At 63.6% G+C, this 25858-nt stretch carries 25 protein-coding genes and 1 tRNA gene; 20 read left to right on the top strand and 6 right to left on the bottom strand.

Translation table 11 applies throughout. The features are described 5' to 3' along the window. Positions 1 to 35 precede the first annotated feature (35 nt). The 9 genes from I3J27_RS36525 to I3J27_RS36485 all read left to right on the top strand — a co-directional run bounded on the left by I3J27_RS36525 (position 36) and on the right by I3J27_RS36485 (position 6042). Positions 36 to 974 (top strand): SDR family oxidoreductase, encoded by a 939-nt coding sequence (locus I3J27_RS36525; protein ID WP_270163647.1) that lies wholly within the window; start codon positions 36 to 38, stop codon positions 972 to 974. Positions 975 to 1000: 26 nt separating this feature from the next. Continuing rightward, entirely contained in the window at positions 1001 to 1660 is a 660-nt protein-coding gene (locus I3J27_RS36520; protein ID WP_270163646.1) for an NAD(P)H-binding protein, read from the top strand. Between the two features lie 79 nt (positions 1661 to 1739). Then, positions 1740 to 2189: a DUF2948 family protein gene (locus I3J27_RS36515; protein WP_270163645.1), complete on the top strand. Its 450-nt coding sequence runs from the start codon at positions 1740 to 1742 to the stop codon at positions 2187 to 2189. Between the two features lie 144 nt (positions 2190 to 2333). Beyond that, on the top strand, positions 2334 to 3629 hold the full coding sequence (hisD, locus tag I3J27_RS36510; protein WP_270163644.1) for a histidinol dehydrogenase: 1296 nt from the start codon (positions 2334 to 2336) through the stop codon (positions 3627 to 3629). Further along, complete coding sequence (locus I3J27_RS36505) at positions 3626 to 4123, top strand: UPF0262 family protein (protein ID WP_247504021.1); 498 nt, start codon at positions 3626 to 3628, stop codon at positions 4121 to 4123. The genes hisD and I3J27_RS36505 overlap by 4 nt, the downstream gene beginning before the upstream one ends. A gap of 72 nt (positions 4124 to 4195) precedes the next feature. Then, a complete protein-coding gene (locus tag I3J27_RS36500) occupies positions 4196 to 4663 on the top strand; it encodes an arsenate-mycothiol transferase ArsC (protein WP_270163643.1) in 468 nt (155 codons plus the stop codon). Between the two features lie 155 nt (positions 4664 to 4818). Then, a complete protein-coding gene (locus I3J27_RS36495) occupies positions 4819 to 5448 on the top strand; it encodes a Maf-like protein (protein WP_007597557.1) in 630 nt (209 codons plus the stop codon). Between the two features lie 150 nt (positions 5449 to 5598). Beyond that, positions 5599 to 5781, top strand: a complete 183-nt coding sequence (gene yacG, locus I3J27_RS36490; RefSeq protein ID WP_270163641.1) for a DNA gyrase inhibitor YacG — start codon at positions 5599 to 5601, stop codon at positions 5779 to 5781. A gap of 185 nt (positions 5782 to 5966) precedes the next feature. After that, a tRNA-Phe gene (locus I3J27_RS36485) sits at positions 5967 to 6042 on the top strand. Between the two features lie 65 nt (positions 6043 to 6107). Here the strand turns inward: I3J27_RS36485 and I3J27_RS36480 are convergent. Further along, entirely contained in the window at positions 6108 to 6614 is a 507-nt protein-coding gene (locus I3J27_RS36480) for a tyrosine-type recombinase/integrase (RefSeq protein ID WP_270163640.1), read from the bottom strand. A gap of 1163 nt (positions 6615 to 7777) precedes the next feature. Here I3J27_RS36480 and I3J27_RS36475 point away from each other — a divergent pair. After that, the gene (locus I3J27_RS36475; protein WP_270163639.1) at positions 7778 to 8359 is read left to right on the top strand and encodes a hypothetical protein; all 582 of its coding nucleotides are present in this window, start codon (positions 7778 to 7780) and stop codon (positions 8357 to 8359) included. Next, positions 8356 to 8811, top strand: a complete 456-nt coding sequence (locus tag I3J27_RS36470; protein WP_270163638.1) for a hypothetical protein — start codon at positions 8356 to 8358, stop codon at positions 8809 to 8811. The genes I3J27_RS36475 and I3J27_RS36470 overlap by 4 nt, the downstream gene beginning before the upstream one ends. Positions 8812 to 9242: 431 nt before the next feature. On the opposite strand, the gene I3J27_RS36465 is transcribed toward I3J27_RS36470, so the two are convergent. Further along, positions 9243 to 14072 carry an NAD-glutamate dehydrogenase gene (locus I3J27_RS36465; protein ID WP_270163637.1) on the bottom strand — a complete coding sequence of 1610 codons (4830 nt, stop codon included), beginning with the start codon at positions 14070 to 14072 and terminating at the stop codon, positions 9243 to 9245. Between the two features lie 505 nt (positions 14073 to 14577). On the opposite strand from I3J27_RS36465, the gene I3J27_RS36460 reads away from it, so the two are divergent. The 4 genes from I3J27_RS36460 to I3J27_RS36445 all read left to right on the top strand — a co-directional run bounded on the left by I3J27_RS36460 (position 14578) and on the right by I3J27_RS36445 (position 19336). After that, positions 14578 to 15210 (top strand): DUF1326 domain-containing protein, encoded by a 633-nt coding sequence (locus I3J27_RS36460; protein WP_270163636.1) that lies wholly within the window; start codon positions 14578 to 14580, stop codon positions 15208 to 15210. A gap of 53 nt (positions 15211 to 15263) precedes the next feature. Further along, positions 15264 to 16043 (top strand): DUF2182 domain-containing protein, encoded by a 780-nt coding sequence (locus I3J27_RS36455; protein ID WP_270163635.1) that lies wholly within the window; start codon positions 15264 to 15266, stop codon positions 16041 to 16043. 306 nt (positions 16044 to 16349) lie between these two features. Beyond that, positions 16350 to 18956, top strand: a complete 2607-nt coding sequence (locus I3J27_RS36450) for a bifunctional diguanylate cyclase/phosphodiesterase (RefSeq protein WP_270163634.1) — start codon at positions 16350 to 16352, stop codon at positions 18954 to 18956. Between the two features lie 131 nt (positions 18957 to 19087). Next, positions 19088 to 19336: a hypothetical protein gene (locus I3J27_RS36445; protein ID WP_270163633.1), complete on the top strand. Its 249-nt coding sequence runs from the start codon at positions 19088 to 19090 to the stop codon at positions 19334 to 19336. Between the two features lie 14 nt (positions 19337 to 19350). Here the strand turns inward: I3J27_RS36445 and I3J27_RS36440 are convergent, their stop codons facing one another. Then, the gene (locus tag I3J27_RS36440; RefSeq protein ID WP_270163632.1) at positions 19351 to 20493 is read right to left on the bottom strand and encodes a helix-turn-helix transcriptional regulator; all 1143 of its coding nucleotides are present in this window, start codon (positions 20491 to 20493) and stop codon (positions 19351 to 19353) included. Between the two features lie 377 nt (positions 20494 to 20870). Between I3J27_RS36440 and I3J27_RS36435 the strand changes: the two genes are divergently transcribed. The 5 genes from I3J27_RS36435 (at position 20871) to I3J27_RS36415 (ending at position 24164) form a co-directional block, all read left to right on the top strand. Then, positions 20871 to 21053 (top strand): hypothetical protein, encoded by a 183-nt coding sequence (locus I3J27_RS36435; protein ID WP_270163631.1) that lies wholly within the window; start codon positions 20871 to 20873, stop codon positions 21051 to 21053. A 94-nt stretch (positions 21054 to 21147) separates the two neighbouring features. Continuing rightward, positions 21148 to 21327, top strand: a complete 180-nt coding sequence (locus tag I3J27_RS36430) for a hypothetical protein (RefSeq protein ID WP_270163630.1) — start codon at positions 21148 to 21150, stop codon at positions 21325 to 21327. A 159-nt stretch (positions 21328 to 21486) separates the two neighbouring features. After that, positions 21487 to 22149: an FABP family protein gene (locus tag I3J27_RS36425; protein ID WP_270163629.1), complete on the top strand. Its 663-nt coding sequence runs from the start codon at positions 21487 to 21489 to the stop codon at positions 22147 to 22149. 21 nt (positions 22150 to 22170) lie between these two features. After that, on the top strand, positions 22171 to 22881 hold the full coding sequence (locus I3J27_RS36420; protein WP_270163628.1) for a RibD family protein: 711 nt from the start codon (positions 22171 to 22173) through the stop codon (positions 22879 to 22881). A gap of 8 nt (positions 22882 to 22889) precedes the next feature. Then, positions 22890 to 24164: a flavin monoamine oxidase family protein gene (locus I3J27_RS36415; protein WP_270163627.1), complete on the top strand. Its 1275-nt coding sequence runs from the start codon at positions 22890 to 22892 to the stop codon at positions 24162 to 24164. Between the two features lie 98 nt (positions 24165 to 24262). Here I3J27_RS36415 and I3J27_RS36410 read toward each other — a convergent pair whose 3' ends face one another. The 3 genes from I3J27_RS36410 to I3J27_RS36400 form a co-directional block, all read right to left on the bottom strand. Then, complete coding sequence (locus I3J27_RS36410) at positions 24263 to 24577, bottom strand: hypothetical protein (RefSeq protein WP_270163626.1); 315 nt, start codon at positions 24575 to 24577, stop codon at positions 24263 to 24265. Between the two features lie 163 nt (positions 24578 to 24740). Beyond that, the gene (locus I3J27_RS36405; RefSeq protein WP_270163625.1) at positions 24741 to 25310 is read right to left on the bottom strand and encodes a cysteine hydrolase family protein; all 570 of its coding nucleotides are present in this window, start codon (positions 25308 to 25310) and stop codon (positions 24741 to 24743) included. 115 nt (positions 25311 to 25425) lie between these two features. Beyond that, positions 25426 to 25773, bottom strand: a complete 348-nt coding sequence (locus I3J27_RS36400; protein WP_270163624.1) for a DUF3088 domain-containing protein — start codon at positions 25771 to 25773, stop codon at positions 25426 to 25428. Positions 25774 to 25858: the final 85 nt, after the last annotated feature.

Below are 25858 nucleotides of genomic sequence, written 5' to 3'. Positions count from 1 at the left end.
GCGGGCCTCATTCCAGCCCCGAACGGAGACATGGTATGACCGACTGGAGCACGGCAGACATCCCCTCTCTCAGCGGCAAAACCGTCGTCATTACGGGGGCGACGGGCGGCCTCGGCTATGAGACGGCGATGGCGCTGGCGGGCGCCGGTGCCATTGTCATACTCACCGGGCGCAACGACGCAAAGGGCCTGCGGGCGATCGAGGGCATTTGCGAGCGGTTTCCCAACGCCTTGATCGCCTACGAGCATCTCGACCTCGCCAGCCTTGCCTCCGTCGCCGATTTTACCAGGCGCTTCGCCGCCAGCAACGAGCAGCTCGACCTCCTCGTCAACAATGCCGGCGTGATGGCGCTGCCGAAGCGGCAGCAGACCGAGGATGGTTTCGAGATGCAGCTCGGCACCAATTATCTCGGCCATTACGCGCTGACGGCGCGCCTGCTGCCGCAGCTTCGTCGCGCCAAGGCCGCGCGCGTCGTCAATCTGTCCAGCCTCGCGCACCGCTCCGGCGCGATCAATTTCGACGATCTGCAAGCCAAGCATTCCTATCGTCCGTGGCGGGCCTACTGCCAGTCCAAGCTGGCGATGCTGATGTTTGCGCTGGAATTGCAGCGTCGCAGCCTCGCCGCCGGCTGGGGACTGACGAGCCTTGCCGCCCATCCCGGCTACGCGCGCACCGATCTCATTCCGAACGGCCCGGGCACGCGCTCCTTCCAGTCGCGTGTGAGCCGCTGGCTCCAGCCCTTGATCAGCCAGTCCGCCGCCGAGGGCGCGCTGCCGACCCTGTTCGCCGCGACCTCGCCGGCCGCCGAGCCCGGCGGCTATTACGGTCCGAACTGGTTCTACGAATTGAAGGGGCCGCCCGTGGCTGCGAGGATCATGCGGCAGGCGAAGGATTTCGCCGCCGCAGCGATGCTGTGGGATGTCTCGGCGACGCTGACCGGTGTATCCTTCGACGAGATCGCGGCCGCCGCATGAGCCGCGACGCTGTTGGGGACGTTCCGATGCGAGTCATCATCTTCGGCGCGACCGGCATGGTCGGGCAGGGAGTGCTGCGCGAGTGCCTGATCGATCCCGGCATCGAGCGCGTGGTTGCGGTGGGCCGCAGCCCGACCGGCGTGCGCAACGCCAAGCTCACCGAGATTACACACGGCGATTTCACGAACTATTCGGCGATCGAAGCGCAGCTCACCGGCTTCGATGCCTGCTTTTTCTGCCTCGGCGTCTCCTCGATCGGCATGAGCGAGGAGCGCTATCGCCATCTCACCTACGACATCACGCTGGCCGCTGCGACGACGCTGGCGCGGCTGAATCCTCAGATGACATTCACCTATGTCACCGGGGCCGGCACCGATTCCACCGAGCAGGGCTCGCGGATGTGGGCGCGGATCAAGGGCAAGACCGAGAACGACCTGCTCAAGCTGCCGTTCAAGGGGGCCTACATGTTCCGGCCCGGCGCGATCCAGCCGCTGCACGGCGCCCGCTCCAAGACCGCCTGGGTGCAGGCCGTCTACGACGTGAGCTGGCCGCTGTGGTCGGTGCTGCGCCGGATCTCGCCGCGGCTCGTCACCTCGACCGAGCAGATCGGCCGGGCCATGATCCACGTCGCCCGCGAGGGGTACCCGCGGAAGGTGCTGGAGATGGAGGATATCAATAGCCTCTAGCCGGCCGGACCGTTAGTCAGGGAAATTTCCGTGGCCGCGCGCGTTGAGCCGTATCCGCCCTCGAGGAGAAGTACCGGTGATGTCTCCCCAGCTCAAGCTGATCGCGCTCGACGCCGACGACCTCGCCGTGATCTCGACCCATGTGCAGGACGCCCGCGTCCAGGCCGCCGATATCGTCTGGCGGCAGAGCGAGAAGCGGCTGGTGGTCGGCATGAGCCGGCTGGACTGGGAGCAGACGCTGGACGGCGAGGCCGAGCCGCGCCGGCTGGTCGCCGCACTCCGCTTCGACCGCGTGCTCGCCTGCAAATCGCGCAACATCGACCTCGGCGCGCCGGACAAGGTGCTGGACCTCGTCGGCATCGAGTTTCACCCCCAGGATGGCCGCGACGAGGAGCCCGGCGGCAGCGCTCTGCTGCTGTTCGCCCAGGGCGGCGCCATCCGCCTCGATGTCGAATGCCTGGAATGCGAGCTGACCGATCTGGGGGCGGACCAACTGGGAACGGGACCGGGGATCGAGGGGGAGGCGTGAGGTTGCCTGTATACCAACCCAACCGGCTCGGGCTCCTGCCGGAACGGCACCCTGCGAGGGTTGACGCAGCTTCCCCGCCGCGCCATTGAGCAGGGGCCGGGTACGCCAATCCGCCCCAAAGACCAGCCGGAAGCCAAGCCGAAAATGCCCGTTCGTCTCGACCGCAGCAGTGCCGATTTTTCCCAGCGATTCGCGGCCTTCCTCGCCGCCAAGCGCGAGGTATCGGCCGACGTCGAGGCCGCCGCGCGCGCCATCGTCGACGATGTGGCGAAGCGCGGCGATGCGGCCCTGCTCGAGGCGACGGCGAAGTTCGACCGCTTGACGCTGGATGCATCCGGCCTGCGCATCACCGCCGCCGAGATCGACGCCGCGGTAAAGGCCTGCGATGCCGCGACGCTGGATGCGCTGAAACTCGCGCGCGACCGCATCGAGACCTATCACCGCCGCCAGATGCCGAAGGACGAGCGCTTCACCGATCCGCTCGGCGTCGAGCTCGGCTGGCGCTACACCGCGATCGAATCCGCCGGCCTCTACGTGCCCGGCGGTACCGCGGCCTATCCGTCCTCGGTGCTGATGAATGCGGTGCCGGCAAAAGTCGCCGGCGTGGCGCGTCTGGTGATGGTGGTGCCCTCGCCCGACGGCAAGCTCAATCCGCTGGTGCTGGCGGCCGCACATCTCGGCGGCGTCAGCGAGATCTATCGTGTCGGCGGTGCGCAGGCCGTGGCCGCGCTCGCGCATGGCACCGCGACGATCGCGCCGGTCGCAAAGATCGTCGGCCCCGGCAATGCCTATGTCGCCGCCGCCAAGCGGCTGGTGTTCGGCAAGGTCGGCATCGACATGATCGCCGGTCCCTCCGAGGTGCTGGTCATCGCCGACGACACCGGCAATGCCGACTGGATCGCCGCTGATTTGCTGGCGCAGGCCGAGCACGATGCCAGCGCGCAATCGATCCTGATCACCGACTCCGCGCGCCTTGCCGCCGACGTCGAAAAGGCGGTCGAAGCGCAGCTCAAGACGCTGCCGCGCGCGGAAATCGCAGGTCGCTCCTGGGCCGATTTCGGCGCCATCATCATGGTGAAGACTCTGGCCGACGCCATTCCGCTCGCGGACGCGATCGCCGCCGAGCATCTCGAGATCATGACCACCGATCCCGACGCGCTCGCCGCAAAGATCCGCAACGCCGGCGCCGTCTTCCTCGGCGCGCATACGCCCGAGGCGATCGGCGACTATGTCGGCGGCTCCAACCACGTGCTGCCGACGGCGCGCTCGGCGCGATTCTCCTCGGGCCTCGGGGTCGCCGATTTCATGAAGCGCACCTCGATCCTGAAATGCGGCCCGGACCAGCTGCGTGCGCTGGGACCTGCCGCGATGACGCTCGGACAAGCGGAGGGGCTGGACGCTCATTCGCGCTCGATTGGATTGCGCCTCAATCTGTCATGACAGAGCTGCCCGAACAGGACGACTCGCAGAACCGCATCGTGGGCGTCACGCTCGACGAGGACTCGATCGGCCGTTCCGGGCCCGACATCGAGCATGAGCGCGCGATCGCGATCTATGATCTGATCGAGCAGAATTTGTTTGCGCCCGAGGGCGCGGACGGGAAGGGGCCGTTCACGCTGCATATCGGCATCACCGGCAGCCGGCTGATGTTCGACATCCGCCGCGAGGACGGCACGCCCGTGGTCGCGCATCTGCTGTCGCTGACGCCGTTCCGGCGGATCGTGAAGGACTATTTCATGATCTGCGACAGCTACTACCAGGCGATCCGCACCGCGACTCCGGACAAGATCGAGGCCATCGACATGGGCCGCCGCGGCATCCATGACGAAGGATCGCGCACGCTGCAGGAGCGGCTGAAGGGCAAGGTGCGGGTCGATTTCGAGACCTCGCGCCGGCTGTTCACGCTCATCACTGTCCTGCACTGGAAGGGTTAGGGCATGGCCCGGAAAAGTGTGCAGCGGTTTTCCGACAAGGCCATGCCCTCTATCAAAAGAGGTTAAACGCGGATGGCTGCGCCCCCACGCGCACGCGATCCGCAATCGGTGCTGTTCGCCTGTGCGATGAACAGCGTGCGCTCGCCGATGGCCGAGAGCCTGCTGCGGCACATGTTTCCGCAAGGCCTCTACGTGAAGTCGGCCGGCGCCAGGCGCGGCGAGCTCGATCCCTTCGCGGTCAGCGTGATGGCCGAGCTCGGCCAGGACATCTCCGTTCACAAGCCGCAGACCTTCGAGGAGCTGGAGGACTGGGAGGGGCTGAATTTCGACCTCATCATCACGCTCTCGCCGGAAGCGCACCACAAGGCGCTGGAGCTGACCCGCACGCTCGCCGCCGACGTCGAATACTGGCCGACGCAGGATCCCACCACCATCGAAGGCAGCCGCGACCAGAAGCTCGCCGCCTACCGCGAGGTCTGCGACCAGCTCCTGATGCGCATCCGCAGACGCTTTGCGAAGGTGGGGGCTGCAAGCGGGTAGCACTGGGAGGGCGTAACACCCGCGTCACAGACTGAGGGCACACGCATGTTGGAAGCTTCGAATCAGCAAAGTCCGGGTTCCCGGGTTGTGAAATCAGCCCCCGTCCGATAGGTTCCGCGCGCAATTCACCCCCTGCTTCATCCCCAAATCACCTGATGCTCGGCCGCCCCAAATTCGTACTTGCCTCCGGTTCGCCGCGTCGCCTGTCGCTGCTCAACCAGGCCGGCATCGAGCCGGACGCGCTCCGGCCGGCCGACGTCGACGAGACGCCGAAGCGGGGCGAGCTGCCGCGCGCCTGCGCCAACCGTCTCGCGCGGGCCAAGGCCGATGCGGCGCTCAAATCGGTGCAGCTCGACGACGAGCTTCGGGGCGCCTTCATCCTCTCCGCCGACACGGTTGTGGCGGTCGGTCGCCGCATCCTGCCCAAGGCCAATCTGGTGGACGAAGCCGCGCAGTGCCTGCGGCTGCTGTCGGGCCGCAACCACCGCGTCTACACCGCGATCACCCTCGTCACGCCGCGCGAGGCCTTCCGCCAGCGCCTGGTCGAGACCCGCGTCCGCTTCAAGCGCCTCTCGGAAGACGACATCCAGGCCTATATCGGCTCGGGCGAATGGCGCGGCAAAGCCGGCGGCTATGCCGTGCAGGGCATCGCCGGCTCCTTCGTGGTGAAGATGGTGGGGTCCTATACCAACGTTGTCGGCCTGCCGCTCTACGAGACCACCACGCTGCTCGGCGGCGAAGGCTTTCCGATCCGCTTCGGCTGGCTCAACGCCACTGCGGTGTGAGCGCCGGCTCGACAAAAATCTCGAAAACAGCCCGATGCACAGTAGAATGGGCCCACCGGACCCCTGGGGCGAGCGCATGCGTTGCCGGCCGGGGAACCGCTTCGCCGACAGGCTCTTGAACTCTCTCATCCCTTGTAAGCCGCCGATATCATGGACGACCAGGTCAAAAAGCCCGCCGGGCCGCTCAAAACCTGCCCGATCTGCGGCAAGCCGCAGTCCGAGGCCACCCGCCCGTTCTGCTCCTCGCGCTGCCGCGATGTCGATTTGAACCGCTGGCTGAAAGGCTCCTACGTCATCCCCGGCCGCGACGACGAAGCGGACGGCGAGGAATAAATAAGTAATATCAAGTGCTTGGTGGCCGATCCGACGCCCCGCGCGCCAGCCGCGGCAAGCCCGCCCGACCTTGTGCACAGCCGGGCCGCGCCCGGCGAAGCCTCTTGGCGAAGCCGGGTGGACAGGCCGCCTTCAGCCCACTATAAACCGCCCGCTCGATGGGCTTTGGCCCCTCTTTGGAGCACGCCCAGGTAGCTCAGTTGGTAGAGCATGCGACTGAAAATCGCAGTGTCGGTGGTTCGATTCCGCCCCTGGGCACCACGATTTCAATGGCTTAGCCCGATGCGGCCGAGCCGGTTAGACAAATATAACGGCGCGTTAGACACTTATGTTCGCGCTTTGCTCCCCAGAGGATCGAACTTCTTGATCACCTGATTCATGCGATCTGAGGTGTCAGCGGTCTCAGAATAGTGGATCGCCATGGCAAGCGTTTTCTGACCCAGCCACCTGCGCACCGTGTCGAGGTCGCAACCGGCTTCTACCAGCAATGTCCCGACGGTATGTCTCAGGCCGTGAAATGTCAGACCGTCTCCGATCTTCCCTTCGTGTTTCAACTTGGCCATTGCCTTGTTAAAAGAGGAATTGAACCCGCTCTCAGTCCAAGGGGTGCCATTGGAAGTGGCTGAAAGGGTAATTGCGTCGTGACTTGGCGCGCGCGCTAGCAGATGTGCTAGGTCAGGGTGGACCGGGATTGAAACTTCTTGACCCGTCTTACCTGTCCTTCTCCAAATCTTACCGTCTCTGATTGCAGCCTTCGTCAAGGCCAGCACGTCCCCCTTGCGCAAACCTGTGAACATTCCCAGTGCAACAGGAAGCCTCAATTGCGGCGGCATGCCTGAGATCACCGTTCTACACTCATCGCGTGTCCAGGGCCGATTTGCGGATTTTGCTCCCCTCGCTCGCTTCACCCGCCGCACCCCTTTGACGGGGTTTTCGGCGATGACGGAAGACCCTTCCCACTGAGAGTGGACGATGAGCGGAATACCCTTGTTTGGAAAGGGCACACGTATTCAATTGCCCCTAAGGACGACTGCGGCCGAACTGGTTGGCACGCCGAACGGCCCGGGTCATCTTTCGATTTTTGTACGGCCACGCAAGGGTACGCCGACTTCGAAGTAGGTGGAACGAAAATTGTGTGCGATTTGGACCGATCAGGTGTTATCGCCAGCTCAGAAAATTTGATGCGTCCCAGCTTCAATTGTCAGCTTGCTAAGACCCTAGACGAGATTTCGATCTGTCAAACGCCAAAGCTATCCCAGATGGATCTCAAGTTGGCGAATTTGTATTCCGGATATCGAAATTTGGCTTCGGGGAAAGCTCGTATTCGATTGGAGGGCGCTCAGGCAGCTTGGCTTCAAGATCGGCGATCCTGCGGTAGCAATCTCGGATGCATTGGCGCGGTCGCCATTTGACACGGTTCGAATGATCTTGCCATTCGGGCTGGTTCTCACATTCAGCGGAGTGGAAGTCGGATCCGCGATCACGCAGTTGGCTACCGAGCCTTCCTGCCTAATGGAGCTGGATACACAGCGATGCCACTGCATTTCAGCCCCGATCTGCCCGCGCTTTCCGTAACACCAATCCAACCCGTCTAATCGGCCTCCTAGACGCTCTCTCTCGGCGCACGCTGCATCTGTCATTGCGGAGTCGCCAGAACCACCGCGACATCGACCATTTGCGTCGGCCCACAGCTCTATTAACGTTGCTGCTGGCTCCGGGGGACGCGTTTGCGTACGCCCGTCGCTTGTCGCAATGAGTAACCCGATTCCAATCAAAATAAGGGCGGTAGCTCTCACGTCGTCTCCTCAGCTCGTTCATTTGTTCCAAAGACCCTGAGATGCCGCGCGCATCCGTTCACTTAGCGGCGGAAAGGGCCTTTACATCTTCATCGGTAATCTCCGAATTGCCTCCGGGATCGCAGCCTTTAGGTTGCTTCAAAATAGGGCCATCACAAACGCCGGGCGTGTCATTTCGATAAAGATGGTCAACGCGGTTCTTGTATGCGTTGGCAAACCAATTCTTCAAGCTTGACGCCAGCAACGTAAAGGTCGGCCTCACTAAGCCGGGGGAGGGCGCTGCGGCGCATATGGCAGCACACTTCCGCAATAAGGCATGGCGGCTGTTCCGCTACCGCTCCCAAAAGTTCGACACCCCTCGTTCGAACGGCCAACAACCGCAAATGGAACACCAAATTATCACGATGACCGGGCTGAAGCCGACCGTGGCCGTATCATCGTTCTTCGGTTTGGCGGAGGAGGAGAGTGGCGACACCATTGGGGTTGCGCTCACCGTGATACCCGAGGCCGAAAAAACAACCGCCATCCTGTCCTATGCCGTCGCGCATTCGGACATCATCAAGAAAGCTCTACCCTCCTTTTTCGATGAAAAGTTTGATCCCAGGAAGCCCCTTTCCAACCTCATTCTTCAGCGGGTTGAGAATTTCACCCTCTCGCCCGAGTTTTACGACGGCTGGTCAGAAGACAAGAAAAAGAAGGTGGTCGAGTATTTCGGCAAGTCGATGCAGACAGGCGAAGCACCGCCGGAAGACGCAGATTTTTCGCTGTTCGAGGAAAAATGAGAATTCAAGGCCCTGAAAGCTACGAGCTATCTTTCACTTCTACGGAGTTCACTGTGCTGTGCCCCAAGGGGACAAACAAGTTCTCCGGCCTCGCCACCAACGACCTGCCCAAGCTTTACATCGCCAGCATCGACCGGAAGCCGGTCTACGTCGGCCTAACCAAGCAGAGCATCCGCAACCGGCTTCGGCTTGGCTGGAACGCAGCGGGTGAGGGCGGTTACCACGGATATGCGTGGCGCCATGGAAACGACAAGGCGACCCTGAGCGTCTGGTGCCACATGGATGCCGTGGACAGGAGCGAACTGGACATCGAGACGGTCGAAGCTGAGGTCGTCTTCCTCATCCGGTCAGCAGGGCAGTGGCCAGCGTTTCAGACTGAAATTCATTTCCACCCTTCGACCGACGTTCACCGTCAAGTCGCTGCGGATATTATGCGGCACTATCAGCCTTGAAGACCGAAGCTTTGGCATACGGTTCAAAACAGCTCGACGAAAGGTGACATGCTGGCGGGGGTCTTCGACTGGTGGGAAATCCGTGGCCACAGGCGCTCCGAAGCCCAGATATCCAAGGCATACGCTAAAGGGAATTCAGAGGGATGGATGGTGGGCGCACAAGGGCCCGAATCTGGACCTCTCCGTGTGAAGGGAGGGCTCTCCCGAGCCAGCGGCGACCAAGGACATTTGTTAGACAAAGCCACCCTATGTCATTGATGTCTGGTGGCCCGTTAGACGACAGGATGCGCCCTATCTAATTGTTATTCCTTAGAAAACATCAGCCTGAAAATCGCAGTGTCGGTGGTTCGATTCCGCCCCTGGGCACCATCAGGCTCAGCCTGGCTCCTCCTGTGCCAGAGCATAGCCTCTGCATTTCCTTCCGTCGGGACTCAGGCCTTGACGAGGTCTCCCAGCAAATTGGCTGCCACCGTCAGCTTGGCGAGCGTCAAGCCGCTGGCCGCGATCTCCTCGACCGAGCGGCGAACGCGCATCGCCTCAGGATGAGCCGCAAGCCAGTCGCCGGTGGCCTGCGGGCCGGATTCGCCGTTCGCCAGCATGTCGGCGACCAGTGCTCTTTCCGCGGCCGCGATCTGGCCAACGGCACGATCGATGGCGAGACGTTCGTAATTATCGTTGGCCGGAACACTGCGCGCGGCGGCGATGATCCGATCGAGTCTGAATTCGGCCTCGGCGGCGAAGAAGGTCGTGGCGGCGTCACCGATGGCCCGGTTGGTGCGCTCCGCGACCGTGACGATATCCGGTGCGGAGAGAAGCGCATCGAGATCGGCGAGTTCTGCAGCAAGGCCCGCCGGGACACCGCTGTCGATCAGATCCTGCCGCCGCCTGGTGCGCCCAGCCTGCGAATCCTGCGGCAGGGTCTTGTCGAGCCCGGCGGCGATCTCCCGGATTCCGGGCCCGAAGCGTGCGATCACGGCGTCCAGACCGGCCTTAAAATCAGCATTGCGCACATACCAGACCGTGCGTGAGAGCAGGAGATCCTGGATCGCCGCATAGAGCCCGAGTTGCAATTGCCCGTCGATGCGGGTGTCGAGTGCATCGATCGCGGCATTGAGCCCCCTGAGGCCGTAGGATTCGTCCACCGCCACGAAGGCCATGACGATGGTGGCGATATCGGCGTCGGTCTCGTCGGTCAGGCGCACGGCACAGGCGGGGCCGCCCCGGTTGATCACGGCATTGGCGAGACTGGTGGCGATGATCTCCCGCCGGAGCCGATGCAATTGTACCGCTGTCGGGAACTGCTCCTGCACCTGGCGCGGAAAATATTGGGATAGTTCGCGGGCGAGATAGGGATCGTCAGGTACGCCAGTTGCAAGCAGGTCATCGTACAGCGTCAGCTTGGCGTAAGCGAGCAACACGGCAAGCTCGGGCCGCGTCAGGAGCTGGCTGCGTCTCGTACGCTCAGTGACCGCAGCATCGTCAGGCAAGAACTCCACGGCGCGGCTGAGCAGGCCGCGCTGCTCGAGCGACTGCATCAGTCGGGTGAGGAAGCCGATCTCGGCCACCCCCTTCCGTTCGGCCAGCGAAAGCGCCAGCGTCTGAAGATAATTGTTGCGCAGCACCAGCGCGCCGACCTCCTCGGTCATCGCGGCGAGCAGGCTGTTGCGGTCGCCTGGACTGAGGCGCCCCTCGCGCTCGGGGCGCGCCAGCGCGATCTTGATATTGACCTCGACGTCGGACGTGTTCACGCCGGCCGAATTGTCGATGGCGTCGGTGTTGAGCTTCACGCCCTTCTGCGCCGCCTCGATACGGCCGCGCTGGGTGACGCCGAGATTGGCGCCTTCGCCGATCACCCGGGCGCGGACATCGGCGCCCGTGATGCGGATCGGATCGTTGGCACGATCGCCGGCCTGATCATCGCTTTCCGAGGACGAGCGGATATACGTGCCGATGCCGCCAAACCACAGGAGGTCCACGCGGGCCTTGAGGATCGCTGTCATCACCTCGAAAGGCGTGGCCTGCGGCTTGTCTAAATCGAGCAGTTTGCGCACTTCCGGCGCAAGCGGGATCGCCTTGAGCGAGCGCGAGAACACGCCGCCGCCTTGCGAGATCAGGGACTTGTCGTAGTCCTGCCAGCTCGATCGCGACAGGCTGAACAGGCGCTTGCGTTCGGCGAGGCTGACCGCCGGATCAGGCGAGGGATCGATGAAGATGTCGCGGTGATCGAACGCCGCGACGAGCTTCGTCGCCGGCGAGAGCAGCATGCCGTTGCCGAAGACATCGCCCGACATATCGCCTACGCCGGCAACCGTGAACGGTTTGGTCTGGATGTCGGTGCCAAGCTCGCGGAAGTGACGCTTGACCGCTTCCCAGGCGCCTCGCGCCGTGATCCCCATCTTCTTGTGGTCATAGCCCTGACTGCCGCCGGAGGCGAAGGCATCGGCGAGCCAATGGTGCTTCTCGGTCGAGATCGCATTAGCGATGTCGGAGAAGGTGGCGGTGCCCTTGTCGGCGGCGACGACCAGGTAGGGGTCGTCGCCGTCATGCCGCACAGTCGAGTCGGGCGGCACGATGGTGTCGCCGTCGAGATTGTCGGTGAGTTCGAGCAGCGTGCGAACGAAGATACGATAGGCTTCGGTGCCTTCCGCCATGAAGTGGTCGCGACTCGAGGGTGACGGCAGGCGCTTGGGCACGAAGCCGCCCTTCGCGCCGACCGGCACGATCACGGCATTCTTCACCTGTTGTGCCTTCACGAGGCCCAGGATCTCGGTACGGAAATCCTGCGGCCGGTCGGACCAGCGCAGACCGCCGCGCGCGACCTTGCCAAAGCGCAGATGAATGCCTTCGACGCGGGGCGAGTAGACGAAAATCTCGTACAGTGGTCGCGGTGCCGGCAGGGCCTCGATCTTGCGGGCGTCGAACTTGAAGGAGATCACTGGATGCGGATGTCCATCCTGACCGACTTGCCACAAATTAGTGCGGATGGTTGCCTGCACGAGATTGGTGAAGCGGCGCAGGATGCGATCTTCATCGAGCGAGGCGACGGATTTGAGCTGCTCTTCGATCTCGGCGACGAGAGCCATCTCGCGCGCCGAGCGCTCCGCAATCGTGAGTCCAAGGCGCGGGTCGAGGCGGCCCTGGAACAGGGCGACGACGTTGGCGGTAATCACGGCGTTCTTGCGCAGGGTCTCCCACATATAGTCCTGGGTGAACGGAGCACGGATCTGATGGAGGTAGCGCGACAGCGCGCGGATCGTCGATACTTCTCGCCAGCTCAGGGCTGTGCGTAGGATCAGTGCGTTGAACCCGTCGGATTCGGCGCGATCGCGGACCACCGCCATGATCGAGGCTTCCAGACGGTGGTTGAATTCACGGCTGATTGCGATCGGCTTGCCGTCGCTGGTCTCGATCGTCATATCGTGCAGCCATACCGGCGCTTGCCTGGCGCGCGGCACGATCTGATAGGTGCGTTCGTTGACCACGTTCAAGCCGTGATTTTCAATCACCGGCACGCGATAGGATAGCGACAGCGGTGCGGCATCCGAGAAGACCTTCAGGCCGAATCGTCTGGGATCATCGTCCCCCGCGAGGCGGTAAACCGAAATCGTCACCGGTCGGGCCGAGGTGAGCTTTTCGATGGTGGTGATGTCGGCGATCGCCTGTTCGGCGCTGAATATCTCGGTGTAGCCGCCGGAAAAGGCCTGGGCATAGCGGCTTGCAAGCATGCGTGCCCGCATACCGTCGGCAGACGCTGCGAGCGCGACCTTCAACTTGTCGGCCCAGGTCTCGGCAATGGCGCTGATCCCGGCTTCGAGTGTCTCGCGCTCGACGACCGGGGTCTCACTTTCATATCGCCCGATGATGTAGTGGACGCGCGCCAGCGATCCTTCGGGGAAGGACACGTAGGAGGCCGACAGGGTTCCCTTGTAGACTTGCGAGAGGAAGGCGCCGACGCGCGTGCGCACGTCGGTATCGTATTTGTCGCGCGGAATGAAGCAGAGGATGGAGACGAAGCGATCGAACTTGTCCACGCGTGCCAGCGCCCGGACCCGGGGGCGCTCATAGAGGATCAGGATCTCCATGACGAAATTGTAGAGCGTGTCGACGTCGATCTGGAACAGATCGTCGCGCGGATAATCTTCGAGAATATGCGTCAGCGCCTTGCCCGAATGGCTGTTCGGGTCGAAGCCGGCGCGCTGCAGCACCTGCGCCACCTTGTGGCGGGCATAAGGGATTTGCTTGACCGATCGGGTATAGGCGCCGGACGTGAACAGACCGACGAGGCGCAATTCTCCTTCGAGCCGGCCGTCGGGGCTATAGAGCTTGATGCCCACATAGTCCATCCGGATGCGGCGATGAACGCGGCTGGACACGTTGGCCTTGATCACGATGAGAAGGCTCGGCTCCCGCATGAACTCGCGAATTTCCGACGTCATCACCACCATTTCGCGACCGCGGCGCAGGACCTTCACCTCGGGATCGCGCAGGATGCCGAGGCCCTCGCCGGTCGTGATGTCGTCCGAAGCATCGCTGTCGGGGGAGAAGCGATATTCGCGCACGCCCAGGAAGGTGAAATTGTCCAGGCATAGCCAATGCAGGAACTGGCTGGCTTCGGCGATCTCGTCGATCGGCAGCGGCGGCGGATTGGTAGAGAAGATCTTGATCGCCTCCTCGATGCGGGCGCGCATGGGCTTCCAGTCGGTGACGCAGGCACGCGCGTCATTCAACGTCATGGTCAACCCAACGATCAGCTTTTGGCGGTCGGCGTCGACGTCCATGCGGGTGATGTGGAGATGGATGAGGCTTTCGCGCGTGCCCCTTGCTCCCGCCGGCAGGGTTTCGCCATGGAAGCGCATCAGCTTGCCTTGCTCATCGCGCTCCACGGCGATGATCGGATGGGCGACCAGGGCGACCTCGATGCCCTGCTCGGCTAGCTCGGCCAAAGTGGAGTCGAACAGGAAGGGCATGTCGTCGTTGAGAATTTCGAGCACGGAGATCTCGCGGCCATCCGGCATCGTCGGATTGACGATGCGGATATCGGCGTGCCCCGCCGTGCGCCGCTGTACATGTTCCCAGGCCTGCTCGGCCAGGAAGGCCAGCGAAGCGGCGTCGTGGTTGGCGAGATCCTCGCTATTGGTGTGGCCGAACAGGAGTTCGGCAAAAGTCCGAGGCGCGTTGCCTAGCTGCACGTTGGCCGCAGCTTCGCGAATCAGGGTCGACCGGGCCTTGTCGTCACGCCACGCTTCCATAACGTCCTCCATCTCTCGCATCGTCCGATCGCAACCGCGATCGTCAGTTTGCTTCTGGAGTTCATCGCTTCGGGCGCTGTTATCTTGACCGAGATCCGGCGCCGCGAAATCTGCCCTCGGCACCTGATCTTACCACCACGGCGGCCAAGGCGCGCGGAGCCGCGGCAAAAAGGCACCTACGGCACGGCCAGGTCGCAGATGCCACGAGAAATCATAAGTGCATTCAATGACATACGAGTTCGCAGTTTTGTTCGGAGTGGCGCACCATCCGCCTCTGTTTCGGACGTCCTCCGGACCTGCCTGCTCCACCGCGCGTGTTCACTGTACGCGCCCGGCCGCGGCTGATATGCTATGTCCCATCGGGACGGTAAACGGCAGCTCGCCAACCGACTCTTCTGCGATGCTGGTTTTCTGATCGGATCTCGATCCCGCTCGCGGTTCTACCCTTTGCTTCGACACAACGCTGAACAAATTCGTCCACGGCTGCCGCCTCCCTCCTCACATTGGGAGATGTGCCATGGCTGCATCGGACTGGCGTCTCGAAGGCGAATGGATGAAGAATTGCACTTGCGCATTCGGCTGCCCTTGCGATTTCAACGCACCGCCGACCCGAGGCTATTGCAAGGGGTTGGTCGCCATGCGCATCGCCAAGGGACATTTTGAGGGGACCAGGCTCGACGGTCTCTGCTTCGCGATCACGGTCGATTTCCCCGGAGCGCTGCATGAGGGCAACGGGACGATCCAGCCCATCATCGACGAACGCGCCACGCCGGAGCAGCGCCAGGCGTTGTTCGATATCTTTTCGGGCAAGCATTCCGCCGAGGGCACGCTGTTCCAGATCGTCAGCCTGATCGTCACCAAGATCCACGAGCCGGTGTTTGCCCCCTTTGAGTTTTCCTTCGACAAGGACGGACGTGTCGCCAAGCTCGTCGCCGGAGGCGTGCTGGAGACCGACGTGGAGCCGATCAAGAACCCGGTGACCGGTACTCCGCACCGCATCCAGGTCGTGATGCCGGAGGGGTTCGAGCACAGGGCTGCCGAGGTCGCGTCCGCCAACATCCGCTCGACCGGCGCGATTCCGTTCGAGACCCAGGCCACGCACAGCTCGCTTGCTACCGTCGCGCAGACGCCCGACGGCGTCGCGGCGTGATGCTGCGCTGAAATCGAGAGGTCGACTCGGCCACACCACTGGCAGGCAAGCCCATGCACGGGCGCTTCATGCTGGAACACCTGCTCCACCGCGACCGCCTGATCGTCGGGATCGGGACCGCTGCGGTGGCGGTGCTCGCCTGGGTCTATCTCGCCAGCGGCGCCGGCATGGACACCGAGATGATGGCCGATATGCCGGACATGGCGCCGATGCCGTGGACGCCGCTCTATGCCGCGCTGCTGTTCGTGATGTGGTGGGTGATGATGATCGCGATGATGGCACCGAGCGCGGCGCCCACCGTCCTCTTGTATGCGACGGTCAAGCGCAAGCAGGAGACAGCATCCCGCGCCGCAATGGACGCCTGGATATTTCTCGCCGGTTATCTCGTCACATGGGCGGGGTTCTGTGTCGTTGCGGTCCTGGTGCAATGGGCGCTCGAGCGCTTCGGGTTGCTGTCGATGGCGATGGCAAGCACCAGCTCGATTTTGGGCGGCATCATTCTGCTCGCCGCAGGGCTTTACCAGTTCACGCCACTCAAACGTGCCTGTCTGCGTTACTGCGAGAGCCCGTTGATGTTTCTCAGTCGGCATTGGCGGCCCGGCACACGCGGGGCGCTCCGCATGGGACTTCGCCACGGCAGCTATTGCGTCGGCTGCTGCTGGTTCTTGATGGCACTGCTGTTCGTCAGCGGAGTGATGAATTTCGTCTGGATCATCGCCATCGCGCTCTATGTTGCCGGTGAGAAATTGCTGCCGTTCGGCCCAAGACTGAGCCGTGCGGCAGGCGGGCTGCTCGTCCTGTCCGGCGTGATCGTGCTCGCGCGCGCAATGTGACCCCCTGGCACGACAGGTGTCGCCAAAATACCGTTCGCCGGTACCGCCAAGCTGCCCAAACCACCGGGCTTCCGTGGTCTTACGGAGGTCGTGAGCTGAATAATTGAGCCTTCTACCAACAGAAACTTAAGGCTGTTGCTTCTAGGCTCGCGCTCCGGGACGACAGTGCCGGCTCGCGGCCGTGGCGTCCCCGCAATCGAGGCGGAGAGAGGCAATGCCATTCTGGGCGACCAGTCCTGTTCTGCCCCCGCGGCTGATGCGGGAGCGCGCCTCGTGATTCTTGCCAGACCAGTTCGCAAGGTTGCGATGACAATTCTGCGCAATGCCCCGCTGCAGATTGCATTGTTCTTCCTGCCCCTGGTCTGGATCGGGTATGTCGCGATCACGTCGTCGGAGCGAGCGGATGCCGTCCAGCAGGCGCGGTCGCACGGCGACAGCGTCGCCGAATTGTTCGAGGAAAATACCGAGCGCATCATCGAGCGCGTGGATCAGTCGCTGCTGGTGGTGCGCGCTCTCTACGCCCAGGATCCGCTGACGTTCAGCCTGAAATTCTGGTCCGACAAGGCTCGCATCGCGACCGGCGACGTGGTCCAGTTCTCTCTGATCGGACTGGACGGCTACATGTTCGATACGACCACGGGCTATTCCGGCGCGCCACTCTATCTCGGTGATCGCGAGCACTTCGCCAGCGTCATGGCGCAAGCCGACGATAGCCTCTACGTCGCGAAGCCGGTGCTGGGGCGGGCCTCAAACAAATGGACCATCCAGCTGGCGAGAAAGCTGTTTGACCTTGCCAGGAATCCGGCCGGCGTGGTCGTCGGCTCGATCAGCGTCGACGTCGTCGGCAGAATCTACGACACCGCGAAGCTCGGTGCCGGAGGAACGCTGGTCCTCAGAAATGCCAACCATGTCGTGCTAGCCGCGCGGGGGGTGGATCACGATACCGTGCTGGGGCAGCGCGCCCCGAACCGCGTCGAAGGCGAGCTGCGGGACGGCTTCTATGCACAATACTGGAACGAAAACCGCCCGAACCGCCGCGACAGGCTGATCACGGCGCGCAGGTCGCGCGTGTTCCCGCTCATCTTCACCGTCGGCATTTCGGCGCAGGAGATCTATTCCCGCTCCGATCTCAGGCAGAAGGTCTATCTCGGCGGCGCGCTGCTGCTCACCTTCATCATCGTGACCGCGACGCTGTTCCACTGGCGGCGACAATTGGCGCTGGGCCGCGCCCAGCGTGAGCTGCGCGATTTTGCCAGCAAGTTCGAAGATGCTCTCAGAAACCTCCCGCAGGGGCTGAGCATGTTCGACGGCCGCGACCGACTGATCGCGTTCAATCGTCAATGGCTCGAACTCTATGGGCTGGAGCCGGAGGAAATTCGGATCGGCATGGATTTCCGCGAGGTGTTCGCAAAACAGACCGCGGTGCTCGACGTCGAGGCTTACCTCGTCGATCTGAAGAGCCGGCTCGAGCAGTCGGAGCACATCTCGAACACCGTGCCGTTTCCCGATGGTCGGGTCGTCTATGTCTCCTACGGACGGCGCGAGGGCGGCGGCTGGGTCGCCACGCACGAAGACATCACGGAGCGCAAGGCGTCCGAGGACCGGATCGAGAGGCTGGCGCACTACGACAGTCTGACTGGCCTTGCCAATCGCAACCTGTTCAAGGAGCACATCGACGAAGTGCTCGCCGGATCTCCCGGCCCGGAGGCTGCGTTCGCCGTGCTGCTGCTGGACCTCGACAAGTTCAAGGCCGTCAACGACGCGCTTGGCCACCAATGCGGCGACGCGCTGTTGAAGCAGGTTGCCGGCCGGATCAAGGCACAGATCCGAGACCTCGACATGGCGGCCCGGATCGGTGGCGACGAGTTTGCCGTGATCGTGGCGCCGGGCCGTACCGCGATCCAGGACGGCGCTGCAAGCCTCGCGGCGCGGCTGGTTCAGGTCATTGCCGAGCCCTATCACATCGAGGGCCATCCCGTCGTCATCGGCTGCAGTATCGGCCTTGCCCTGGTCCCCGAGCATGGCACGCGTGTCGATGAGATTCTTCGCAACGCCGATCTTGCGCTCTACAGGTCCAAGAGCGCCGGCCGAAGCTGCTTCCATGTCTACTCGGCGGAGCTCAAGGCCGAAGCCGATCAGCGCAACGTGCTCGAGGTCGAGCTGCGTGAGGCGATCTGGCGCGAGGAGATCGACGTGTACTATCAGCCCGTGACCGAACTCAGCACGGGCCGCGTGAAATCGGTCGAGGCCCTGGCGCGCTGGCGTCACCCCATCAGGGGATTCATTCCACCTGCCGAGTTCATCGCGGTCGCGGAGGCCGGCGGACTGATCGTCGAACTCGGCAATCAGGTGCTGGCCAAGGCGTGTCGCGATGCGACGACCATGCCGGGCGATGTCAAGGTCGCGGTCAATCTCTCGGCCCTGCAGTTTGCCGGCGCCAACCTCGTCGATATCGTGACGTCCGCGCTGGCGCAGAACGGGCTTCCGGAAACCCGGCTCGAGCTCGAGATCACCGAGAGCGTGTTTCTCGCCGACACCCAGGAGAACCTCAAGACGCTGCAGCGCCTCAAGGCGCTCGGCGTCTCCATTGCCCTCGACGACTTCGGCGTCGGCTACTCGTCATTGTCCTATCTGACGGCCTTTCCATTCGACAAGGTCAAGATCGACAAATCCTTCATCGATAGGATCGACCGGTGCGAGACCGTCGCCGTGCTGAAGTCCATCGTGCAGCTTGCAAAGGCGTTGAAGCTCTCGATCGTCGCCGAAGGTGTGGAGACCTCCGCGCAGATCGCAAGGCTCCACTCGCTCGGAATTGCGCTGGGTCAGGGTTATTTCTTCAGCAGGCCCGTGCCCCTGGCCGACCTGCCATTGCAAAGCCCAGTCCCTCGGCGGGGACGCCGGGCCGTGGCGTGAGGCGGGCATCAGAACTGTCGCGCCTTCCGCGGTTGCGCGGTCGTGACGAGGCCCCCCTTTGGCACTCTGCTTGCTCAGTTTTGGCCGAAGCCCGGCCTCAGCAGGCAGGCCGTGTCAGGTTGAGGCAAGCGATGCAGGAAGTGTCCCGTTCTGGTGCGGCTGGTGAACTCCGGCTCGATGCATTGATCGCCGATTTGTGGTGGCGCGTTCGGTTGTTAAACACCGACATTCTCGAGCAAGAGGCTCGCGCGGGGGTGTTTGATGTGCAGCAGCCGACATATCCGCCACTCGCGGTTAACCTTCGCGCGCGACGCGACAACCTGGTCTCCACGATCGGTGTGCTCGAGCAGCGCGCGAGATCGACGCCGGAAGCGGCTTGAGAGCGACCTTCGGCTTACACCGGAAACGTCAGCGACTTCGCCAGCCTCACCAGGTCGACCTGTCTCCGGCACCCCGTCTTCTCGAAGACATGAATGAGGTGGCTCTTCACGGTGCTCAGGGAAATGCCGAGCAGTTCCGCGATGTCCGCGCGCGTCTGTCCGTCGCAGATGAGCTCGAAGATGCGGATCTCGGCCGGCGTCAAATCATAGAGCTGGTTGAGCGCGACGTGAGGCAGCTGCGGCGGGCCCGAGGCTGACGCCACGAACAGGGCGACGGCGGCGCGCTGGACCAGGCCGGCGCGCATGTGGCCGCGCCGCAGCGGCAGAACGTGGATGACGAGAGGGTCACCATCGGAGCGGGGGATCGGGATGCCGATGCCTTTCTGCCCGAGCGTCGCCTCGTCCTTCGCAGCCTGGGCAACGGCCGATTGCAATGCGGTCGTGGTCGCTGGGGACTGAACGGCGATCCGGCCATGGCGCGCCACGATGGGATCGCCGGCTGCGAGCATCGCCGTGGCCGCGGCGTTGCTGTGAACGATTTTCGACTCTTCGTCCGCCAGGACGACGCCGACCGTCAGGGCCTCCACGGTCGCGGCGAATGTCGTGGCTTCCACCGTCTTCATGTCGAACAGATTGCTGATCGTCACGGCACGGCGGATGTGAGGCGCCAGCAGGCGCAATCCACTGAGCTGCGCATCGTCGATCGCGCCGGCCGATTCGTGCTGGCTGAAGATTGCATTGCCAACCATCGTCCTGTCGCGAACCAGGCCGACCGCAACGGCGTCGAACAGGCCCTTGGGCAGGGCCCATTCGCGATAATAGCGATTGCCGGAAATGATGTCCTGCCGGACCGCCTGGGATTGAACGATGGGTTCTCCGAGCGGGTATTGCTGAATGCGCTCGGCGCCGCCCCAGAGCTCGATGATGTCGGCGCCATAGCCGACGGCATTCTGGGCCATCTGGGCAAGGTTGCTGCCGGAGACCGCATTGACGACGGCCTTCATGTTCGAAAGGCTGGCGACCGAGAGCGCGCCAGTGGCAAAGCCGAACTCGCTGCAAATCTGGTCAAGAACTTCGGTCCAGCGTTCCGGTGCGATCACACAATCATAGATATTGCCGATGAGGTCCGAGAACTTCTCGACCGAAGCCTGCTGCATTCCGAGGCACTCACTTGAAAATCATGGACGTCGCTTGAAAGCTATATTGGGAGCGGCTTCGTCGCCTATGGCGTATTTCACAACCCTATCGTCTTATCATCGCGATATCGAGCCGCAAACGGGAACGTCGCGCACAAACTGGTGTGACGCCTCTTGCGCGGCTGCCTTGATTTTCGCGAATGGCGGGACGTCTGCACCTTATGCGCAGCTTCGGCGCCCGGGTGCCTGATTAAATCTGCGGCAGATTGTGGCGCCGATCGCGGGCCGGCCGACTCGTGTCGGGCTGCAGGATTTGGCGATGCAACTCCAATGCACGCGTGAGATCGTTCCGCACGGGGTGGAATCGACTGTCCCTCCGCATCTGGAAGGATCTGGTCATGACGTTGTCGTCACGCTTCGTTGCGCATCCCGCTGTCGCGGTTCCATCGATTGCACTGCTGCTGTGCGGCCCGAGCGGCACGGCAATGTCTCAGCCGACCCCCATCGAGACCCAGCTTCCCGGCGTCACGGTCGATGTGTCGCGACAAGTGGCGCGGCCGCACCGGCCGGCGCATCGATGATCACGCGTGATCGACGACACATATCATTCTCGCTGATCAATCTAGCTTATCGTCAGGTGGTTCGCAGTGATCCACCAGGCAAAGGACAAGACCCATGCGCAATTACATCCTTGTGGCTCTCGCAGCGATCACCGTGGCGAGCGTGGTGACACCGGCTAACGCGCTGACCATCGTGCGCGACCATCGCGATCCGCCCGTCGTGCGCGACCATCGCAATCAGCCCATCGTCCGGGACCACCGCAATCAGCCCGAGGTCCGCGACCACCGCCACTAGGCTTCATGGCGACGGGGCCGAACCGAAGTTCGGCTCCGCTTCGCCTCATGCGTCGTCTGCGTGTGGCGCCTATGTCCATTCGCGATTGTGACACCCGGACGCGAGCCAGCTTCCTGCCTCCGTGATATGGCTGTTCCCGCAACTTCCGCGAGGACACCCATGCTGCCCCTTCCCGCCGACATCTTCACCGAGCCCGAGGACGTCTCGCCCGACGGCCTTGCCAATCTCGGCCCGCTCCGCCGCCTCGCCGGCAGTTGGCAGGCGGACAAGGGCATCGACGTCAATCCGAAGGCGGAGGGGCCGGAGCGGCGGACCTTCATCGAGCACATCCGCATGGACCCGATCGATCCGCAGGCCAATGGGCCGCAGCTGCTTTATGGCCTGCGCTACCACATCCACATCAACACGCCGGAAGAAGACATCACGTTTCACGACCAGGTCGGCTACTGGCTGTGGGAGCCCGCCACCGGGCTGATCATGCAGACGCTGGCGATCCCGCGCGGGCAGGTGCTGCTGGCCAAGGGCAAGGCCGGGTCGGATGACAGAAAGATCTCCGTCACGGCGAAGCGCGGTGATACCGCTTACGGGATCTGCTCGACCGATTTCCTGGAGCAGGCCTTCCGCACCGATTCTTATCGTTGCGACATCACCTTCAACGATGATGGAAGCTGGAGCTATTTGATCCAGACCGAGTTGTTCGTCCGCGGCGCGCCGTTCAATCATCACGACAGCAACACGCTGAAGCTCGTCGCACCGCCGAAGCTCAATCCGCTCGCGGTGATCGTGAACGACCGCGCCAAGGGCGGCGGCGGGATGGCGTGAGAAGACGTCCGGAGAATCTGCATGAAGCCTTACGTCATCTGCCTGATGCATTCGAGCCTGGACGGCCGCACGCATCCCAGCCGCTGGCGCCCGAAGGGCGCGGGTACGGACTGGTTCGAGAAGATCCATGACGAGCTCGGCGGCGATGCCTGGGTCATCGGCCGCGTCACCGGCTCGGAGTTCGCCAGGGGCAAGCCGTATCCGGAGACGCCGGGCGAGAGATTTCCCCGCGAAAACTGGTTCGCGCGGCGCGATGCGAAAACCTACGGCGTCGTGCTCGATGCGCAGGGCAAGATCGGCTGGGGGCGCTCCGACATCGGCGGCGACCCGATCGTCGTCGTGCTGACCGAGAGCGTGCCGGATTCACATCTCGCAGGGCTCCGCGGCGAGGGCGTGTCCTACATCTTTGCCGGCAAGTCGGAGATCGATCTGGCGCTGACGGTCGAGGTTCTCGACCGCGAGCTCGGCGTGAAGCGGTTGCTGGTGGAGGGCGGCGGCGTCGCCAACGGCGCATTCCTGCGCGCCGGCCTGATCGACGAATTCAATCTGATCCTCAGCCCCGCAATCGATGGCGCGAGCGGTGCCCCCTTCGTGTTCGATTCGGCGGAGGCGGACGGCGACAAGCGTGCGCCGCTGACCGCGATGACGCTGGAGAGCACGCGGCAGCTTGGCGGCGGCGTGCTGCTGCTGCGCTATCTCATTCAGAACGATCCGCAGGCGGTGGCAAAGTAAGCATCGGCATGTCGGGGGAAACGGAACACATCATCATCGTCGGTGCCGGCGCATCCGGCCTGATGGCGGCGCGCGAGCTGGCACGCGCGGGCAGGACGGTGACGATCCTGGAGGCGCGCGAGCGCTGCGGCGGGCGCATCCATCCGCTGCCGGCGTCGGAGTTCGGCTACCCCGCCGATGGCGGCGCCGAATTCGTCCATGGCGAGGCGCCGGTCACGCGCGGACTGCTGCGCGAGGCCGGGCTGTCGTTTCAGGAGACCGAAGGCACGCGATGGAGTTTTGACGGCACAGGATTCTCGCGGGAAGATCGGCACGATCCGCATGAGGCAGAGCTGCATGCGATGCTCCGGGGCTTGAGGGACGACCTCACCGTCGCCGATTTCCTGCGCCGTCATTTTGCCGGGCCGGAATATGACGGGCTGCGCCATTCGGTCGAACGCATGGTTGAGGGTTATGACGCGGCCGATCCCGAGCGCGCCTCGACACTGGCGTTGCGCGAGGAATGGATGGACGGCGGACGTCACACCCTGGCGCGCATCGTCGGCGGCTATGGCGCGCTGATCGATTTTCTGACCGTGGAGTGCCGCGGGCTGGGTGTTGCGATCCGCCTTGGCGGCGTGGTGTCGGCAATCGAGGAGGCGGGCGGCGCGCTGGCCGTCCGCGCTGCCGGCGGTGAATTGCATGGCTGCAATCGCGCGATCCTCACCGTGCCGCTGCCGCTGTTGCGTGAGATCTCGCTTCCAGCGAGCGCCCGCGCGCAGGCTGCGGTCGCCGGCGATATTGGCTTCGGCAGCGTGATCAAGATTCTGCTGCGGTTCGCGCGGCCCTGGTGGCGAGAGCGAAAGCGGGATCTCGCCGATATGACCTTCCTGCTGTCGGACGAAACCATTCCGGTGTGGTGGACGCGCTATCCGGAGCAGCATCCCGTGCTCACCGGCTGGTTCGGGGGTCCGCGAACGGCCGAGCTGGCGACGCTCGATCCGCAAGGGCTGATCGATGCGGGGCTCGATTCGCTCGCGGCGATGTTCGGCCTGTCGCGGCAAGACCTCGCGCGCGACCTCGTGGCGGCCGCCGCAACCAACTGGGCACATGATCCCTTCGCCCGCGGCGCCTATTCCTGGGCGACGCCGCGCACGCGCAAGGCGCAGGCGATCCTCGCGCGCACCGACGGCCCGGTGCTGTTCTCCGGCGAAGCGCTCTATCGCGGCCGCGACATGGGCACGGTGGAGGCGGCGCTGGCGAGCGGGCTGGAGACGGCGGGGATGATCTTGCAGGATGGGTAGAGCGTAGCGAAACCCGTCATTCCCGTTGGCGAAGGCAGGCAGAAAGAAGGCAAGCAGAAAAAAGGCCCGCACACTTGCGGGCCTGATCTCTTAATCTCTTACCAGCGGCCGCCGCCGAAGCTGAAGCTCACGCCGGGACCACCGCCACCATAGTAGCCGTACGGTCCGCCGCCGTAATAACCGTGGTGCCGCGGGTAATAGCCGTAGCTGCGGTAGTGCGGGCGATAGTAGCCGTGATGGCGGTGATGAGGACGCCAGTGATGATGGTGGCCGTGGTGCCGGTGCTGCGCGCTGATGTCGGTCGTTTGGCTTTGCGCGTTCCGCGTCGCGCTGTCGTTATTGGCCGCGTTCGCCGCCGAACTGCCGGCAAGCGCCGCAGCACCGACCGCCATCGCGACAATGAGATACTTCATGTCATCACTCCAGTTGAATGTCGTGTGACAACACATGGGTGCTGGCTGCGTTCCGGCCCAGTGCGGCGTCGAAACGACGCAGCGCGCCGCATCCGATTCGTGCGAATGCGCGTGCGGCGTGAGATTTATTGTCGCAGCATCGGTATCGATCGCATTGCCGCCATCACTCTGCCGCGAATGATGCGATCACGTCATCGGCGGTGACGATGCGCGCGAATTCGCCGTTGAGATTCGACAGCGTCATCGCATGGATTGCTTCGGCCGAATGCTGGTCGCCATCGAGTCCGATGCGGTCGAAGGTCCAGGTCGCATCGCGCACGAGGCTCGCGTCGAAACCGAGATTGCCGGCCATCCGCGTCGTCGTCTCCACGCAATGATTGGTGGTGGCGCCGCAGATCACGAGCGTCGTGATGTTGCCTGCGCGCAGGCGCTGTTCGAGATCGGTGCCGATGAAGGCGCTGTTGACGCGCTTGACGATCACGGGTTCACCCGGCTCTTCGCGCGCCTCGTCCTTGACCGCGTAGCCGGAGTTTTCCGGCAGGAATGACGAGGTCGGCCTGGTGCCCTCGTGGCGGATGTGGAAGATCGGCGCGCCGCGCGTCCTGAACGCCTTGAGCAGATCGGCGATGCGCGCCACCGCATCCGGATTGTTGCGCCGCTTGCCCGCCGCCTCCCATTCGTCGAACGCGCTCTGGACGTCGACGACGATGAGGGCGGGGAGGGGGCCGGGCATGAACGGTGGCTCTCAGGAACTTTGTCGAGACGAGTATGCGAGGCGTGTCTGCGCAGGCAATGCCCTTTTTCCCTCGTTTCGAGACGGGTCACGAGAGGTGTGCGAGTGCCGTACGTTACGGATGCGGGTCGGGATAGCCGTGGCGTTCGGAGAGCGCGGCGAGGATCGCGTCCTTGTCGACGATGAACGCGCGTCCCTGATGGCTGCCGGTCTGGTGCGGCGAGGTTGCTCCCTTGGCCAGCACGAGCAGCGGCAGCGACTGGTTCGCCTCGCCGACGAGCGCGATCACCTCCTGCCGTGGCCTTGGCCATGCGATGCGCTCGACATCGAGCTTTTCGGCCAACGCTGGAAACGAGGCGAGCACGCCTTCGATCAGCGCGCAATGCCAGCAATAGAAGCGCCGGCCCGGATAGGCCGGGTCCTCGAAACCGGGGCGCAGCAGAAACAGGCGGTCGCGCGTCATGGGGCGCTCCGAAGCATGGCCACCTTGCTGAGGATCAAGGCGACAAGGACTGGCCGGCCTAGTATCGACGCCCCAGATTGGGAAT

It is taken from the genome of Bradyrhizobium xenonodulans, assembly GCF_027594865.1.
Classification (GTDB): Bacteria; Pseudomonadota; Alphaproteobacteria; order Rhizobiales; family Xanthobacteraceae; genus Bradyrhizobium; species Bradyrhizobium xenonodulans.
This window is presented reverse-complemented; position numbering and strand designations above follow the sequence as displayed.

Bases quoted from the DNA above. Each gene is read 5' to 3' on its own strand.
- I3J27_RS36425 (WP_270163629.1), top strand. From the start codon at position 21,487: ATGCTGCCCCTTCCCGCCGACATCTTCACCGAGCCCGAGGACGTCTCG.
- I3J27_RS36500 (WP_270163643.1), top strand. From the start codon at position 4,196: ATGGCTGCGCCCCCACGCGCACGCGATCCGCAATCGGTGCTGTTCGCC.
- I3J27_RS36430 (WP_270163630.1), top strand. From the start codon at position 21,148: ATGCGCAATTACATCCTTGTGGCTCTCGCAGCGATCACCGTGGCGAGC.
- I3J27_RS36410 (WP_270163626.1), bottom strand. From the start codon at position 24,577: ATGAAGTATCTCATTGTCGCGATGGCGGTCGGTGCTGCGGCGCTTGCC.
- I3J27_RS36470 (WP_270163638.1), top strand. From the start codon at position 8,356: ATGAGAATTCAAGGCCCTGAAAGCTACGAGCTATCTTTCACTTCTACG.
- I3J27_RS36450 (WP_270163634.1), top strand. From the start codon at position 16,350: ATGACAATTCTGCGCAATGCCCCGCTGCAGATTGCATTGTTCTTCCTG.
- I3J27_RS36445 (WP_270163633.1), top strand. From the start codon at position 19,088: ATGCAGGAAGTGTCCCGTTCTGGTGCGGCTGGTGAACTCCGGCTCGAT.
- I3J27_RS36465 (WP_270163637.1), bottom strand. From the start codon at position 14,072: ATGGAGGACGTTATGGAAGCGTGGCGTGACGACAAGGCCCGGTCGACC.
- I3J27_RS36515 (WP_270163645.1), top strand. From the start codon at position 1,740: ATGTCTCCCCAGCTCAAGCTGATCGCGCTCGACGCCGACGACCTCGCC.
- I3J27_RS36400 (WP_270163624.1), bottom strand. From the start codon at position 25,773: ATGACGCGCGACCGCCTGTTTCTGCTGCGCCCCGGTTTCGAGGACCCG.
- I3J27_RS36460 (WP_270163636.1), top strand. From the start codon at position 14,578: ATGGCTGCATCGGACTGGCGTCTCGAAGGCGAATGGATGAAGAATTGC.
- I3J27_RS36405 (WP_270163625.1), bottom strand. From the start codon at position 25,310: ATGCCCGGCCCCCTCCCCGCCCTCATCGTCGTCGACGTCCAGAGCGCG.
- yacG (WP_270163641.1), top strand. From the start codon at position 5,599: ATGGACGACCAGGTCAAAAAGCCCGCCGGGCCGCTCAAAACCTGCCCG.
- I3J27_RS36495 (WP_007597557.1), top strand. From the start codon at position 4,819: ATGCTCGGCCGCCCCAAATTCGTACTTGCCTCCGGTTCGCCGCGTCGC.
- I3J27_RS36520 (WP_270163646.1), top strand. From the start codon at position 1,001: ATGCGAGTCATCATCTTCGGCGCGACCGGCATGGTCGGGCAGGGAGTG.
- I3J27_RS36420 (WP_270163628.1), top strand. From the start codon at position 22,171: ATGAAGCCTTACGTCATCTGCCTGATGCATTCGAGCCTGGACGGCCGC.
- hisD (WP_270163644.1), top strand. From the start codon at position 2,334: ATGCCCGTTCGTCTCGACCGCAGCAGTGCCGATTTTTCCCAGCGATTC.
- I3J27_RS36435 (WP_270163631.1), top strand. From the start codon at position 20,871: ATGACGTTGTCGTCACGCTTCGTTGCGCATCCCGCTGTCGCGGTTCCA.
- I3J27_RS36505 (WP_247504021.1), top strand. From the start codon at position 3,626: ATGACAGAGCTGCCCGAACAGGACGACTCGCAGAACCGCATCGTGGGC.
- I3J27_RS36440 (WP_270163632.1), bottom strand. From the start codon at position 20,493: ATGCAGCAGGCTTCGGTCGAGAAGTTCTCGGACCTCATCGGCAATATC.
- I3J27_RS36415 (WP_270163627.1), top strand. From the start codon at position 22,890: ATGTCGGGGGAAACGGAACACATCATCATCGTCGGTGCCGGCGCATCC.
- I3J27_RS36480 (WP_270163640.1), bottom strand. From the start codon at position 6,614: ATGCCGCCGCAATTGAGGCTTCCTGTTGCACTGGGAATGTTCACAGGT.
- I3J27_RS36525 (WP_270163647.1), top strand. From the start codon at position 36: ATGACCGACTGGAGCACGGCAGACATCCCCTCTCTCAGCGGCAAAACC.
- I3J27_RS36455 (WP_270163635.1), top strand. From the start codon at position 15,264: ATGCACGGGCGCTTCATGCTGGAACACCTGCTCCACCGCGACCGCCTG.